8 protein-coding genes are annotated in these 15,524 nt (G+C 42.0%); all 8 read left to right on the plus strand.

Going from position 1 to position 15,524, the window contains the following annotated elements; genetic code table 11:
* The first annotated feature begins 2 nt into the window (after positions 1-2).
* The 8 genes from DWZ47_RS05900 to DWZ47_RS05935 all read left to right on the plus strand — a co-directional run bounded on the left by DWZ47_RS05900 (position 3) and on the right by DWZ47_RS05935 (position 15,524).
* Positions 3-1,019, plus strand: coding sequence for a zinc-binding alcohol dehydrogenase family protein (locus tag DWZ47_RS05900; RefSeq protein WP_055235207.1), 1,017 nt, complete (start codon positions 3-5; stop codon positions 1,017-1,019).
* A 295-nt stretch (positions 1,020-1,314) separates the two neighbouring features.
* Complete coding sequence (locus tag DWZ47_RS05905) at positions 1,315-2,913, plus strand: glycoside hydrolase 43 family protein (RefSeq protein ID WP_117512536.1); 1,599 nt, start codon at positions 1,315-1,317, stop codon at positions 2,911-2,913.
* A gap of 96 nt (positions 2,914-3,009) precedes the next feature.
* Entirely contained in the window at positions 3,010-5,595 is a 2,586-nt protein-coding gene (xyl3A, locus tag DWZ47_RS05910) for a xylan 1,4-beta-xylosidase (protein WP_117512537.1), read from the plus strand.
* 432 nt (positions 5,596-6,027) lie between these two features.
* A complete protein-coding gene (locus tag DWZ47_RS05915; RefSeq protein ID WP_117512538.1) occupies positions 6,028-7,755 on the plus strand; it encodes a glycoside hydrolase family 43 protein in 1,728 nt (575 codons plus the stop codon).
* Positions 7,756-7,780: 25 nt separating this feature from the next.
* Positions 7,781-10,225: a TIM-barrel domain-containing protein gene (locus DWZ47_RS05920; RefSeq protein WP_117512539.1), complete on the plus strand. Its 2,445-nt coding sequence runs from the start codon at positions 7,781-7,783 to the stop codon at positions 10,223-10,225.
* 20 nt (positions 10,226-10,245) lie between these two features.
* Positions 10,246-12,222: a glycoside hydrolase family 97 protein gene (locus DWZ47_RS05925; protein ID WP_117512540.1), complete on the plus strand. Its 1,977-nt coding sequence runs from the start codon at positions 10,246-10,248 to the stop codon at positions 12,220-12,222.
* 19 nt (positions 12,223-12,241) lie between these two features.
* Positions 12,242-13,573, plus strand: a complete 1,332-nt coding sequence (locus tag DWZ47_RS05930) for a glycoside hydrolase family 43 protein (RefSeq protein WP_117512541.1) — start codon at positions 12,242-12,244, stop codon at positions 13,571-13,573.
* Between the two features lie 217 nt (positions 13,574-13,790).
* Positions 13,791-15,524 (plus strand): glycoside hydrolase family 43 protein, encoded by a 1,734-nt coding sequence (locus DWZ47_RS05935; protein WP_117512582.1) that lies wholly within the window; start codon positions 13,791-13,793, stop codon positions 15,522-15,524.

A 15,524-nucleotide genomic window follows, 5' to 3' on the forward strand; every position in this document is an offset into this window, starting at 1 on the left:
CAATGAAAGCAGTTCAAATTGTCAATCCCTCCGAAATGAAGGTGGTTGAACTGGAAAAACCGACCGTTGGTGCCGGTGAAGTATTAGTAAGAATCAAGTATGTTGGTTTCTGTGGCTCTGATCTGAATACCTTTTTGGGGCGTAATCCAATGGTGAAGTTACCGGTAATCCCGGGACATGAGGTAGGAGCGGTGATTGAGGAGGTTGGTCCGAATGTTCCGGCTGGCTTCGAAAAAGGGATGAACGTGACATTGAATCCATACACCAATTGTGGTAAATGTGCTTCTTGTCGTAATGGTCGTGTCAATGCTTGTGAACATAATGAAACGTTAGGAGTGCAACGCAATGGAGTGATGTGCGAATATGCCGTATTGCCTTGGACGAAGATTATTCCGGCTGGTAATATCTCTCCTCGCGATTGTGCGTTGATTGAGCCGATGAGTGTCGGATTCCATGCGGTATCTCGTGCGCAGGTGATCGATAATGAATATGTGATGGTTATTGGCTGCGGTATGATTGGTATCGGTGCCATTGTACGTGCTGCTTTGAGAGGGGCAACGGTCATTGCTGTCGACTTGGATGACGAGAAACTGGAACTGGCGAAAAGGGTAGGTGCTTCTTATGTGATTAACTCCAAGACAGAAAATGTACACGAACGGATGCAACAGGTAACGGAGGGCTTCGGTGCCGATGTGGTGATTGAAGCTGTCGGCAGTCCGGTCACTTATGTGATGGCGGTGGATGAAGTCGGATTCACGGGGCGTGTGGTTTGCATCGGCTATGCCAAGAGCGAAGTGGCTTTCCAAACAAAATATTTCGTTCAGAAAGAACTGGATATCCGTGGTTCCAGAAATGCGTTACCTGCCGATTTTCGTGCGGTTATTAATTATATGAAAGAAGGAAATTGTCCGGTGGAAGAACTGATTTCGAAGATAGCAAAACCGGAAGGAGCTTTGGAAGCTATGCAGGAATGGACGGCTAATCCGGGAAAGGTGTTCCGCATACTGGTTGAGTTCTGATAAGTTCTTGTAATAAGAATAGTTGTTGATACCTGTTGTTTCGGGTATGTAATAAGTGAGAGGAGGCTGAATACAGTCTCCTCTCTTTGGGAGATAGGGTGATGTAACATGAGTAAATATAGATGTAACATTCTTCATTCGATATGTAGCATCACAAAGAAATCATGTAGCATACTTTGGGCAATATATCTGTTTGCATTTTCTATTTTTGTGATGTGGAAGATAACAAGGAATATTTTAAATAATTAGCTTTCAAATAATAGATAATGTAGCCAGTTAATAAAAAACGAAGATTATGCTGAAAACAAAAATCAACACTATTTTACTGTGTACTCTTTTTACATTGTTCTTCCCGCTATCAGCCGGAGCACAATACCGTAATCCTATTCTTTATGCTGACGTGCCCGATATGTCGGTGTGTCGCGCAGGTGATTACTTTTACATGGTTTCCACTACTATGCACCTGATGCCGGGAGCGCCAATCATGCGTTCGCCGGACATGAAACATTGGGAAACTATCAGCTACGTATTTCCTCGCATTGACGATGGCCCCCGTTATGATCTGCTTGAAGGCACTGCTTACGGGCAAGGACAATGGGCATCATCTATCCGCTATCATGACGGTAAATTCTATGTATGGTTTACAGCCAATGGCGCGCCCGGACGTGGGTTTGTCTATACTGCGACAGATCCGGCCGGTCCCTGGAAACTTCTTTCGCGTCCCCCGCATTTTCATGACGGTTCGCTTCTGTTTGATGATGACGGGCGGGTGTATCTCTTTCACAGTACAGGACAGCTTACGGAGTTGAAACCCGATTTGACCGATGTACTTCCCGGTGGCATCAATCAGCAAATATTTGAACGGGATGCTGACGAACAAGGTCTGTTGGAAGGTAGTTCCGTCATCAAGCATAATGGGAAATATTATTTGCTGATGATTTCTATGGATTGGAGTATTCCCGGCCGTCTGCGTCGTGAAGTGTGCTATCGTGCCGATAAGATTACCGGACCTTACGAAAAGCGTGTCATTCTTGAAACGGAGTTTGACGGGCATGGCGGTGTTGGTCAGGGATGCATCGTAGACGGGAAAAACGGTGAATGGTACGGACTCATTTTCCAAGATCGTGGTGGCGTAGGGCGTGTGCCGTGTCTCATGCCTTGTACATGGACGGAAGATGGTTGGCCTATGCTGGGAGACAAGGACGGGCACATTCCGAATGATACCACTTTATCGTATATGTCAATGGATGGTATCTGCGGTTCGGATGATTTTTCCGCTTTCGGGCTTTCCCTCTATTGGCAGTGGAATCATAACCCCGTCGATCAGGCATGGAGTCTTACCGACCGTCCCGGATTTCTGCGTTTGAAAACCTCTCGTGTGGTAGATAACCTGTTTGTTGCTCCCAATACGTTGACCCAACGTATGGTAGGACCGAAATGCATGGGCACTGTCAGTCTCTCTCTGGGGGGGATGAAAGATGGTGACCGTGCAGGATTATCGGCTTTTAATGGTGACAGCGGTGTGCTTACGATTGAAAAGAACGGAAATAAACTGTCTCTTGTGATGAGTGAACAGAAAAGTGTGTTTGAGAAAACGAAGCGTGCCATTAGCCGTGTGGATATGACCGAACAAGCCCGTATACCTCTTAACAAAGAGCTTGTCTACTTGCGTGTGGAAGGTGACTTTACCAATGGACGGGATGAGGCTCGTTTTTCTTATAGTCTTGATGGGAAAACATGGCTACCTGTCGGTCTGCCTATTAAGATGAAATTTGACTACACCCGTATGTTCATGGGCAGTAAGTTTGCCATATTTAACTATGCTACACGTTCCGTGGGCGGTTATGTGGATGTGGACTCTTTTGATTATTCGTTCTGTGATGCGTCAATGTAACACACAAATATGTATTTGTAACCAATGAAACATTGTTTTATTAGGAAATAGGCTATTTTTGTTTCCAAATTAATCATAACTAATAAGTATAATATTATGAAAAGAGGTTGGATACCGATTATGGGTGTTTGTTTGGTGTTATCGTTTTCGGCATGTAAGCAATTGCTGCCTTACCAGGACACTTCTTTAACGGCGGAACAACGGGCAGAGGATTTGTTGCCCCGGTTGACTTTGGAAGAAAAAGTATCAATCATGCAAAATGCGTCACCTGCTATCCCTCGACTGGGAATTAAAGAATATGAGTGGTGGAATGAGGCGTTGCACGGTGTGGGACGTGCCGGATTGGCTACTGTTTTTCCCCAGTCTATCGGTATGGGAGCTTCTTTTAATGATTCATTATTATATGAAGTGTTCAATGCCACTTCCGATGAGGCTCGCGTAAAATCGCGTATTTTCGGTGAAAGCGGCGTGCTGAAACGCTATCAGGGATTAACATTCTGGACACCGAATGTCAATATATTCCGTGACCCTCGTTGGGGACGCGGTCAGGAAACATACGGTGAAGACCCTTATCTGACAGGACAAATGGGAATGGCTGTAGTCCGTGGTTTGCAAGGACCGGAAGATGCCAGGTATGATAAGCTGCACGCATGTGCCAAGCACTTTGCAGTTCATTCAGGACCGGAGTGGAACCGGCATAGTTTTGATGCGGAGAATATAGATCCCCGGGATTTATGGGAAACCTATCTACCTGCTTTTAAAGATTTGGTACAGAAAGCACATGTAAAGGAAGTGATGTGTGCCTACAATCGTTTTGAGGGAGAGCCTTGTTGTGGCAGCAATCGCCTGTTGATGCAAATATTGCGGGATGAATGGGGATACAAAGGCATTGTAGTCTCTGACTGTGGAGCGATTTCCGATTTCTATAGACCGGGAACGCATGGGACTCATCCGGATAAGGAACACGCCTCGGCCGCTGCTGTGCGGACAGGCACAGACCTTGAATGTGGAAGTGAATATGCTTCACTGGCGGATGCTGTAAAAGCCGGTTTGATTGACGAAAAAGAAATAGATATTTCATTGAAACGTTTGTTGACAGCACGTTTTGAACTGGGAGAAATGGACGAACAACCGGCTTGGTCGGAAATTCCAACCTCTGTGTTGAATAGTAAGGAACATCAGGCATTGGCTTTGCGTATGGCTCGTGAGTCATTGGTGCTCTTGCAGAATAAAAACAACATCCTTCCTCTGAATACCCATCTGAAAGTAGCCGTTATGGGACCTAATGCCAATGACTCCGTGATGCAGTGGGGAAATTATAACGGTATTCCGGCACATACGGTTACCTTATTGGAAGCTGTCCGTGCCAAACTACCGGAAGGACAAATCATATACGAACCGGGTTGTGACCGTGTGGACGGAAAGACACTCCAAAGCCTGTTTGATGAATGTAGCATAAATGGTAAACCCGGTTTCTTGGCAGAATATTGGAATAATCGTGATCGTGAAGGGGAAGTGGTCACTACTGACCAGATTTCCACTCCGTTCCATTTTGCAACAACAGGGGCTACTACGTTTGCGCCCGGTGTGGAAATTACTAATTTCTCGGCTCGTTATGAATCTGTCTTTCGTCCTTCGCAGTCCGGTGATGTTGCTTTCCGTTTCCAACTGGATGGTGAAGTGACTCTTATTATAAATGGTGAGCAAGTGGCTCAGAAAATATATGTTAAGAATCCGACGAACCTCTATACGTTACAGGCGAAAGCTGGAAAAGAGTATCATATCGAGATTTTATTCAAACAACGGAATGAAAGGGCTACACTTGATTTTGATTTGGGCAAAGAGGTCGGGATCGACTTGAACCTCGCAGTGAAGAGAGTAATGGATGCTGATGTGATTCTTTTTGCTGGTGGAATTTCTCCAAGTCTGGAAGGTGAAGAAATGCCGGTAGAAGTTCCCGGATTTAAGGGTGGTGACCGTACGGATATTGAACTTCCGGACGTTCAACGTGATTTGTTGAAAGCTTTGAAGAAGGCTGGTAAAAAGGTTGTCTTTATCAATTATTCCGGTTCAGCTATCGGACTAGTGCCCGAAACGACTACTTGTGAAGCGATTCTGCAGGCATGGTATCCGGGACAGGCGGGTGGTACAGCTATCGTTGATGCTCTTTGGGGAGAGTATAATCCCGGTGGACGCCTGCCGGTCACTTTCTATAAGGATGTGAATCAATTGCCGGACTTTGAAGACTATTCCATGAAGGGGCGTACCTATCGATATATGCAACAGCAACCACTTTTCCCATTCGGTCATGGGTTGAGTTATACTGACTTTACTTATGGAGAAGCTAAATTGAGCAAGAATACAATCGCCAAAGGTGAAAATGTAGTATTGACTATTCCGGTAAGCAATGTCGGGCAACGTGATGGAGAAGAGGTGGTTCAGGTTTATTTGAGACGTCCGGGTGATAAGGAAGGTCCCCGTTATACCTTGCGTGCTTTCAAACGCGTTCATATTCCGGCAGGGAAAACTGAATCAGTAGCTATTTCTCTTACCGGTGAGAACTTTGAATGGTTTGATGCAGAGTCGAATACGATGCGTCCGTTGGAAGGTACTTATGAATTACTGTATGGAGGAACTTCTGATAGAAATAAGTTGAAAACGATTGTAATGAACGTACAGTAATACCGCTTTGGAATTTTGTTTATTTTTACAGATAGACAATCCGGATTTATTTATTGAATGAATAAAGAAAGAACGACCTTGTTCCTTTAAAAGGAACGGGTCGTTTCTTTTAAACCAAGCCCCCGTTTCTTTTAAACCAACGGGGGCTTTCCTTTAAAGGAAAATGAATATTTTCTAATCCTTGATATTCAGCATTTTATATGATGGAAGATAAAAGTGCTGAAATAATAGGTAATGTAGTTATTTATCTTACCATTTTTCTGTTTTGGGGCTTTTTGTTACATCAGAAAAGAATCATGTTACATGTCTGTGATAAATGTAACCTGTATATAGATGCCTGTATCATGATTGTACATATATGATAAAACCGAATCGATACATTTGCAAACACTACTATGGAACAGAAAATTATAGAAAATAAAAAGTGATAATATGAGAACATTAAAATTGATTTTGTCGGGCTGGCAATCCGTGGCGCTTGTCGTATTTTTTATGCTGTTTTTTAATATGGAGGTGAGTGGCAAGGGTAAAATAACGAAAAATGCTCCTGTCTTTACGCAATTTATTTATCAGGGGGAGGATGCTATTTATCAAAACAATCCTTTAAAGCCGGGTGAGTTCTATAATCCTATTTTGCAGGGTTGCTATCCCGATCCGAGTATAACGCGGAAAGGTAATGATTATTATTTGGTGTGCTCATCTTTTGCTATGTTTCCCGGGGTACCTATTTTCCATTCTAATGATCTGGTCAACTGGAAACAAATCGGTCATGTGCTGGACAGAACGTCACAATTAAAGGTTGAAGATTGTGGTATTAGTGCTGGTGTATATGCTCCTGCTATAAGATATAATCCCAATAATGATACGTTTTATATGATAACCACTCAATTTTCCGGTGGCTTTGGAAATATGGTAGTAAAGACAAAGAATCCGGAGAATGGCTGGAGTGATCCGGTCAAACTTCAATTTGAAGGCATTGATCCTTCTCTTTTCTTTGATGATAATGGCAAGGCATACGTGGTACATAATGATGCTCCTGCTAAAGCAAATGAGCGTTACTCGGGACACCGTGTCATAAAAATATGGGATTATGATGTGGAGAATGATAAAGTGGTTCCGGGAACGGACCGGATCATCGTAAACGGTGGCGTCAATATAGAAGAAAAACCGATATGGATTGAAGCTCCTCATATCTATAAGAAAGATGGACGTTATTATTTAATGTGTGCCGAAGGAGGAACCGGAGGCTGGCATAGCGAAGTCATTTTTGTAAGTGATCATCCGAAAGGACCTTATCTTCCGGCAAATAATAATCCTATTTTAACTCAACGTTATTTTCCTGCAAATCGGGCGGATAAAGTAGACTGGGCTGGTCATGCAGACTTAGTGGAGGGACCCGACGGAAAATATTATGGTGTATTTTTAGGAATACGCCCCAATGAGAAGAACAGAGTGAATACCGGACGCGAAACTTTTATTCTTCCGGTGGACTGGAGCGGAACATTTCCCGTTTTCGAGAATGGGCTTATCCCTATGAAACCTACATTGAAGATGCCTTCGGGAGTTGAGAACCAAACAGGGAAAAACGGTTATTTGCCTAGTGGCAACTTTGTCTTTAAGGATGATTTCTCCGATAAGACATTAGATTTTAGATGGATCGGTCTTAGAGGTCCTCGTGAAGAATTCGTTGAGATGACCGATAAAGGGTTGCGGATCATCCCTTTTACCTCAAATATCAATGAAGTGAAACCTACTTCTACTTTGTTCTACCGTCAACAGCATAATCAATTTACCGCGGCAGCAACCATGGAGTACAAACCAAAAAATGAGAAAGATTTTGCCGGTATAACATGTTATCAAAATGAAAGATATCACTATGTTTTCGGTATCACTAAAAAGGGAAAAGACTATTACCTGATACTGCAAAGAACCGAAAAAGGACAAGCGAGTGTCCTGGGTGAGGTGAAGATAGAAACAGAGAAACCTGTGACACTGCAAGTAACAGCCAATGGAGATGATTATCGTTTTAATTATTCGATTGATGGCAAGGGTTTCCTAAATTTAGGAGGAACCGTTTCCGGCGATATTCTTTCTACTAATGAGGCTGGTGGCTTTACAGGAGCAATGATTGGACTGTATGCAACATCTGTTGGTTATTAATTAGAAACCTTATCATTCTATAATTATGAAAATACATCATCTATTTTGGGGTATATGTTTATGCTTCAGCACAAATATCTTATTCGCACAGAACTATCAGAAAACATCGTCCGGTATCAAAACCACTGTAAATGCAGTGGATATAGAAGTACAATTCTTTGCGCCTGCTGTGGCGAGAGTAATAAAGTCACCGGAAGGTGTTGCCTATGAAAAACAGAGTCTTTCTGTAATTGCCAAACCTGAAAAGGTGAGTTTCAAAGTTGATATACAAGATAATAAGATTGTATTGAATACCAGTGAACTAAGTGTCAGTGTGGACACCGGGACGGGAATTGTTTCTTATTTCTCAAAGGATGGCAAGTCGTTATTGGCAGAGAAATCCGGTATGCAGTTTATCGATTTCGATGATGCCGGGACAAAAACTTATCAGGTTTATCAACCTTTTGTATTAGATAAGGAGGAAGCTATTTATGGTTTGGGACAATTGCAAAATGGAAAGATGATTCAGCGGAACATGACCAAAAATCTGATACAGGGAAATGTTGAAGATGTGTCGCCATTCTTCCAGTCCACCAAAGGATATGGTGTGTTTTGGGATAACTATTCGCCGACTCTTTTTACGGACAACGAAGTTGAAACATCTTTTCGTTCTGAAGTAGGTGATTGTGTAGACTATTATTTCATGTATGGGAAGGATGCCGATGGTGTAATAGCACAAGTACGCAGCTTGACCGGGCAAGCACCGATGTTTCCTTTATGGACTTATGGTTACTGGCAAAGTAAAGAAAGATATAAAAGCCAGGAGGAAGTGGTAGACGTTGTTCGTAAATATCGTGAATTGGGTATTCCTTTGGATGGTATTATTCAGGATTGGCAATATTGGGGGCATAACTATTTGTGGAATGCGATGGATTTTCAGAATCCGACTTTCAATAATCCTCAAAAGATGATGGAGGATGTCCATGCGATGAACGCACACATGGCTATATCTATCTGGTCGTCATTCGGACCGATGACCAAACCTTATAGAGAATTGGACAAAAAAGGTATGTTGTTTAACTTCACTACCTGGCCGCAATCGGGATTGGAGTCATGGCCCCCCAACATGGAATATCCTTCCGGTGTAAGGGTGTATGATGCTTACAATCCCGAAGCACGTGATATTTATTGGAAATATCTGAATGATGGAATTTTCAAGCTGGGAATGGATGCCTGGTGGATGGACTCTACCGAACCCGATCATCTGGATTGGAAGCCGGAGGATATGGATACCAAAACCTATCTGGGCTCGTTCCGTAAGGTGCGCAATGCTTATCCGTTGATGACTGTCGGAGGGGTTTACGACCATCAGCGTGCAGTGACTTCGGACAAACGCGTGTTTATTTTAACCCGTTCCGGATTCTTGGGGCAGCAACGTTATGGTGCAAATGTATGGAGTGGTGATGTCGCTTCCACATGGGAGAGTTTTAGAAATCAGATTCCTGCCGGATTAAACTTTTCTTTGTGTGGTATGCCTCACTGGAATAGTGATATTGGTGGCTTTTTTGCAGGACATTATAATAAAAGCTGGAATGATGATAGTGCTTCAAAAAATCCATTGTATCAGGAGCTTTATGTGCGTTGGTTGCAGTTTGGAACGTTCAATCCGATGATGCGTTCGCACGGGACGGATGTTTATAGGGAAATCTATAAGTTCGGAAAGAAAGGCGAGCCTGTATATGATGCTATCGAGAAGATGATAGGTTTACGTTACTCTCTGTTGCCTTATATTTATTCTACTTCTTGGGAGGTAAGCAATCGTCAATCGAGTTTTATGCGCGCTTTGATGATGGATTTTGTAGATGACAGAAAGGTGTGGGATATCAATGACGAATATATGTTTGGAAAATCGATCCTTGTGGCTCCGATTACTCATGCACAATATACACCGGAAGCTGTGGTAAAAGTCTCCGAAGAAGAAGGATGGAACAGAGATGGAGCGAAAAAAACAAAAACTGACGCTGCTGTGGATTTCATGGAAACGAAATCTACTAACATATACTTACCGGCAGGAACGCTATGGTATGACTTCTGGACAAACGAGAAACATGAAGGCGGAAAGGAAATTACCAAAGAGACTACACTTGATGTTATTCCATTGTATGTAAAAGCGGGTAGTATTATTCCTGTCGGTCCACAAGTTCAGTATGCAACTGAAAAACCGTGGGATCATCTTGAATTGAAGGCGTATGCGGGTGCGAATGGAAACTTCATTTTATATGAAGATGAATTTGATAATTACAATTATGAAAAAGGAGCTTATACGGAAATTCCAATCTCTTGGAATAATATATCTCGTAAATTGACGATAGGGGCAAGAAAAGGTGCGTATGGGGGAATGTTGAAGAACCGTAAATTTACTGTAACTCTTCAGGACGGGACTCAAAAAAACGTCGATTATAATGGGAAAGCGATTTCTGTAAAGTTTTGATTGTAATAGAATGTGTGATTATGTCAGTAGAAAAGAATCTAAAAAGTAGAAATATGATGAAGTTTTTTATAGTAATGGCTATGCTATTGGGTAGTAGTATTGTAAGTGCAGAAGATAAACAGATAGCAAGTCCTGATGGAAAGTTGGTAGTAACAGTCGCAGATATGGATGGAAGACCCTCTTATTCTGTTAGTTATGACAATGTTCTTTTTTTGAAGCCATCTCCATTGGGAATTATTGCAAATATAGGAGATTTTTCATCGGGGATGTCGCTGGAGAAGAATGTTTCAACCAATAAAATAGATGAAACATACGAGTTGGCTTCTATTAAAAAGAGCAAGGTACATTATGTGGCGAATGAAGCTGTATTTTCGTTTACGCAACAAGGGAAAACAATTTATGATGTTATATTCCGCATAAGTAATAACGATGTTGCTTTTAAATATAAGATGTATCCGCAAGGTGAGACACTAAGTTGCGTGGTTAAGCAAGAAGTCACAGGATTTGTGTTTCCTGACGGAACCACCACTTTCCTTTGTCCGCAAAGTAAACCGATGGGAGGATTTGCCCGTACTTCTCCAAGTTATGAGACGTCTTATACGGCAGATGATGTCGCAGGCAAAAATGGCTGGGGAGAAGGGTATACATTTCCCTGCCTATTCCGTAATGGAGATAATGGTTGGGTGCTTGTTTCCGAAACGGGAGTAAATGGTGGATATTGTGCGAGCCGTCTGTTGGGACACAAAGGAGGAGTGTATACCATTGGATTTCCGCAAGAAGGTGAAGCAAATGGGAATGGTACGGTTTCTCCGGGGATAGCGTTGCCGGGCGAGACGCCTTGGCGTACTATTACTGTGGGCAAGACTTTGGCTCCAATAGTGGAGACAACGGTTCCTTTTGATGTTGTAAAACCGCTTTATCCGGCAAAAGGAGAGTATACGTATGGACGGGGTTCATGGAGCTGGATTATCGGTATGGATGGAAGTACTAATTATAAAGAGCAACTCCGGTATATTGATTTTTCGGCAGCAATGGGGTATCAGTCCGTGTTGGTGGATGCCTTGTGGGATAAACAAATAGGACGTGAAAAAATTGAAGAATTGGCTAAATATGGGAAGGACAAAGGGGTAGCTCTTTATTTGTGGTATAATTCGAATGGGTATTGGAATGATGCTCCGCAAACTCCGAGAGGTATTATGGATAATGCGATAGCCAGACGTAAGGAGATGAAATGGATGCAAAGCATTGGTATTCGTGGAATAAAAGTTGACTTTTTCGGAGGTGACAAGCAAATGACTATGCAGTTGTATGAGGATATCTTGTCGGATGCAAACGAGTATGGTCTTTTGGTTATTTTCCATGGATGTACTTTGCCTCGTGGCTGGGAACGTATGTATCCTAACTTCGCATCGAGTGAGGCTGTATTGGCTAGTGAAAATCTTCATTTCTCTCAAGGCAGCTGTGATCATGAGGCCTTTAATGCTACTTTGCACCCGTTTATTCGTAATACTGTGGGTAGCATGGATTTTGGAGGTAGTGCATTGAACAAATATTATAATGCGGATAATGCTCCACGGGGAAGCCGGCGGGTGACATCAGATGTCTACGCACTGGCTACGGCGGTGCTATTTCAGAGTCCGGTACAGCATTTCGCTTTGGCACCGAATAACCTGACCGATGCTCCGTCGTGGGCTATTGATTTTATGAAAGAGGTTCCAACGACTTGGGATGAGGTACGTTTCATCGACGGTTATCCGGGCAAATACGTTATTCTTGCCCGTCGTCATGGAGATAAATGGTATATTGCCGGAGTAAATGCGCAGAAGGAAACACTGAAACTTAAAGTTAATTTGCCGATGTTCTCCAATGGAGAAAAGGTAAGACTGTTTAGTGATGATAAGGCATTGCAGGGCGGTGTGAAACAAATAGAAATAGGGAAGAAACAAGAATTACAGTTGGCTATTCCTTGTAATGGTGGAGTATTAATAACCAGATAACCATTTAAAATAAAAGAATATGAGAAACTTAAAATTTTTAGGCGTGTCGTTTTTGTTGGCAATGACTGCTGCCACTTCGGGGGTGGCACAAAATCCTATTATCCAGACAAAATATACCGCTGATCCGGCTCCGATGGTATATAATGATACCGTTTTCCTTTATACAACTCATGATGAGGATGATGCCGAAGGATTCAAAATGTTGGACTGGTTACTTTATACTTCCACCGATATGGTCAATTGGACCGATCATGGAGCTGTCGCTTCTCTGAAGAGTTTTGATTGGGTGAAACGTGATAACGGTGCCTGGGCAGAACAAGTCATCGAACGTAATGGCAAATTTTATATGTATTGCCCGATTCATGGTAATGGTATTGGCGTATTGGTCTCCGGCTCTCCTTACGGTCCTTTTAAAGACCCATTGAACAAACCGTTGGTTTGGCAGAAGGAGCATTGGTATGACATTGACCCGACCGTATTTATTGATGATGACGGACAAGCGTATATGTATTGGGGCAATCCGAATGTTTATTATGTGAAACTGAATGAGGATATGATTTCATATTCGGGGGAAATTGTACAAGTGGAAAATAAACCGGAACATTACCAGGAAGGTCCGTGGGTGTATAAACGGAACGGGCATTATTACATGGCTTTCGCTTCAACTTGTTGCCCGGAAGGGATTGGCTATGCCATGAGCGACAAAGCTACCGGACCATGGAGTACAAAAGGATATATTATGCGTCCAACAGAGCGGAGTAGAGGAAATCATCCTGGAATTATCGATTATAAAGGTAGCTCTTATGTATTTGGCCTAAATTATGATTTGCTTCATTTGGAAACATTGGATCATAAGGAACGTCGTTCCACGTCTGTTGCAAAAATGCATTATAATCCGGATGGAACTATTCAGGAAGTTCCTTACTGGCAGGAGACGAAACTGGAACAGATTGAAAACTTTAATCCTTACCGTAGAGTGGAAGCTGAAACGATGGCTTGGGGATATGGTCTTAAAGCTGAAAATCATAAGAATGGTGGTTTGTATATAACCGATATTGATGATAATGAATATCTGTGTGTGCGTGGTGTCGACTTTGGCAAGAAGGGAGCAAAGAAATTCAGTGTAAGCGCAGCTTGTGTTGAAAAAGGCGGAATGATAGAAATTCGTCTGGACAGCACTGAAGGTCCGGTAATAGGCAGTGTCAGTATATCACCGACAGGAGGACTGGATATATATAAACAGATGTCATGCCGGATAAAGAATGCAAAGGGTGTACATGATCTTTATTTCTGCTTTAAAGGAGAGAAAGGAAACAAACTTTTCAATCTGGATTATTGGGAATTTGAATAGCTTTTATTCAAAAAAAATAAGATTGTAATGTGCTTATAATCAGTGTAATTATTAGGGCGTGCTACAAGGGGAAAGATAGATGTAACATTGAAAATGAAGATGTTATTTAGGAAAAGAAGCCCGTAACATAATTATGTTTGTAGTTTTATAAGCTGGCATATCTTTGCAGAAAAAGATCAGTAATTCATATTTGATTATAAAGAAAATAAGAGGTATTATGAAGAATACACAGGTAATACAATTAATGTCAATCGTCCGGCTCTCCATATTTATGTTGGGGATAACAATGATGTCATGTAACTCAAAGAAAGAACAACAATTACCGGCTATTGGAAAATCTGTGGCTCTCTTTGATTATTTTTCTTATAAAGGAAATGATGATTTTTATATTTCCAATCCTCTGTCAGATGAAGACTATTTCTATAATCCTATTTTGCCGGGATGGTATTCTGATCCTAGTGTTTGCACAAATGGAGAAGGTGATTATTTCCTGGTAACATCTACATTCACTTATTTCCCCGGTGTTCCTATTTTTCACAGCAAAGACTTGGTGAATTGGAAACAGATAGGGCATGTGTTGAACCGTGCTTCGCAATTAGTGAATATGGAAGGACAGAAAGTGAGTGGCGGTATTTTTGCTCCGGCTATTTCTTATAATCCGTATAACAAGACATATTATATGGTAACAACCAATGTAGGAGCCGGAAATTTCTTTGTTAAGACGCAAGACCCGTTTGGTGAATGGTCGGAACCCGTCATGTTGCCGGAGGTCGGAGGTATTGATCCTTCTTTCTTTTTTGATGAAGATGGTAAGGCATATATTGTTAATAATGATGAGGCTCCGGATAATAAGCCTGAATATAGCGGACACCGTACTATACGTATACAAGAGTTTGATGTGAAAACAGATAAGACGGTCGGTCCCCGTAAAATTCTTGTAAACAAAGGAGCTCAACCGGCAGACAAACCAATTTGGATAGAAGGCCCTCATTTATATAAAATAAATGGAAAGTACTTCTTGATGTCCGCCGAAGGTGGAACGGGAAACTGGCACTCGGAAGTGATTTTCCGTGGTGATTCTCCGATGGGTAAGTTTCTTCCATGGAAAAACAATCCGATTCTGACGCAAAGACATTTGAATTCTGACCGTCCTAATTCGGTAACCTGTGCTGGTCATGCAGACTTGATTCAAACAAAAGAGGGAGATTGGTGGGCTGTTTTTCTGGCTTGTCGCTCTATTAATAATCAGTTTGAGAATTTGGGACGTGAAACATTTATGATGCCGGTGAAATGGAGTGAAGACGGATTCCCGTACATGACACAAGGCGATGATTTAGTACCTATGATTGTAAAACGTGAAGGTGTGAAACGCGATACGACAGTTACTTATGGTAATTTCGAGTTAGTAGAGAACTTTGATTCTCCTGTACTTGATATGCCATGGATGACTTTAAGAACTTCTGCATCCGATCTATATTCTTTGTCGGAAACACCCGGATACCTGACCTTGAAGTGTGCAGATATTAGCGCTACGGAAAAGAAAACTCCGGCATTTGTCTGTCGTCGGTTACAACATCATAAATTTGAATGTGCTACCCGTATGTTGTTCAATCCTTCTAACGATAAGGAAACAGCCGGAATGCTGTTGTTTAAAGATGAGACACATCAATATTTCTTCTGCTTGAATAAAGTGGGTGAGAATAAAAATATTTCTCTGAAACAAATCGGTGAAAAGGAACAGACATTGGCTTCAGATGAAATAGACGCAGATACAAATGAAGTATATTTGAAATTAGTATCTCAAGGAATTGGTTACGATTTCTATTATTCTATTGATGGTGAAAAAAGCTGGAAACTGCTTTGTAAAGATGTAGATCCCAGTTATCTCTCTACTACAACGGCTGGTGGATTTACCGGTACTACAATTGGATTATACGCTACTTGCAAATAA

Source organism: Bacteroides sp. AF32-8BH, assembly GCF_003435205.1.
In the GTDB taxonomy this organism is placed as follows: domain Bacteria; phylum Bacteroidota; class Bacteroidia; order Bacteroidales; family Bacteroidaceae; genus Bacteroides; species Bacteroides ovatus.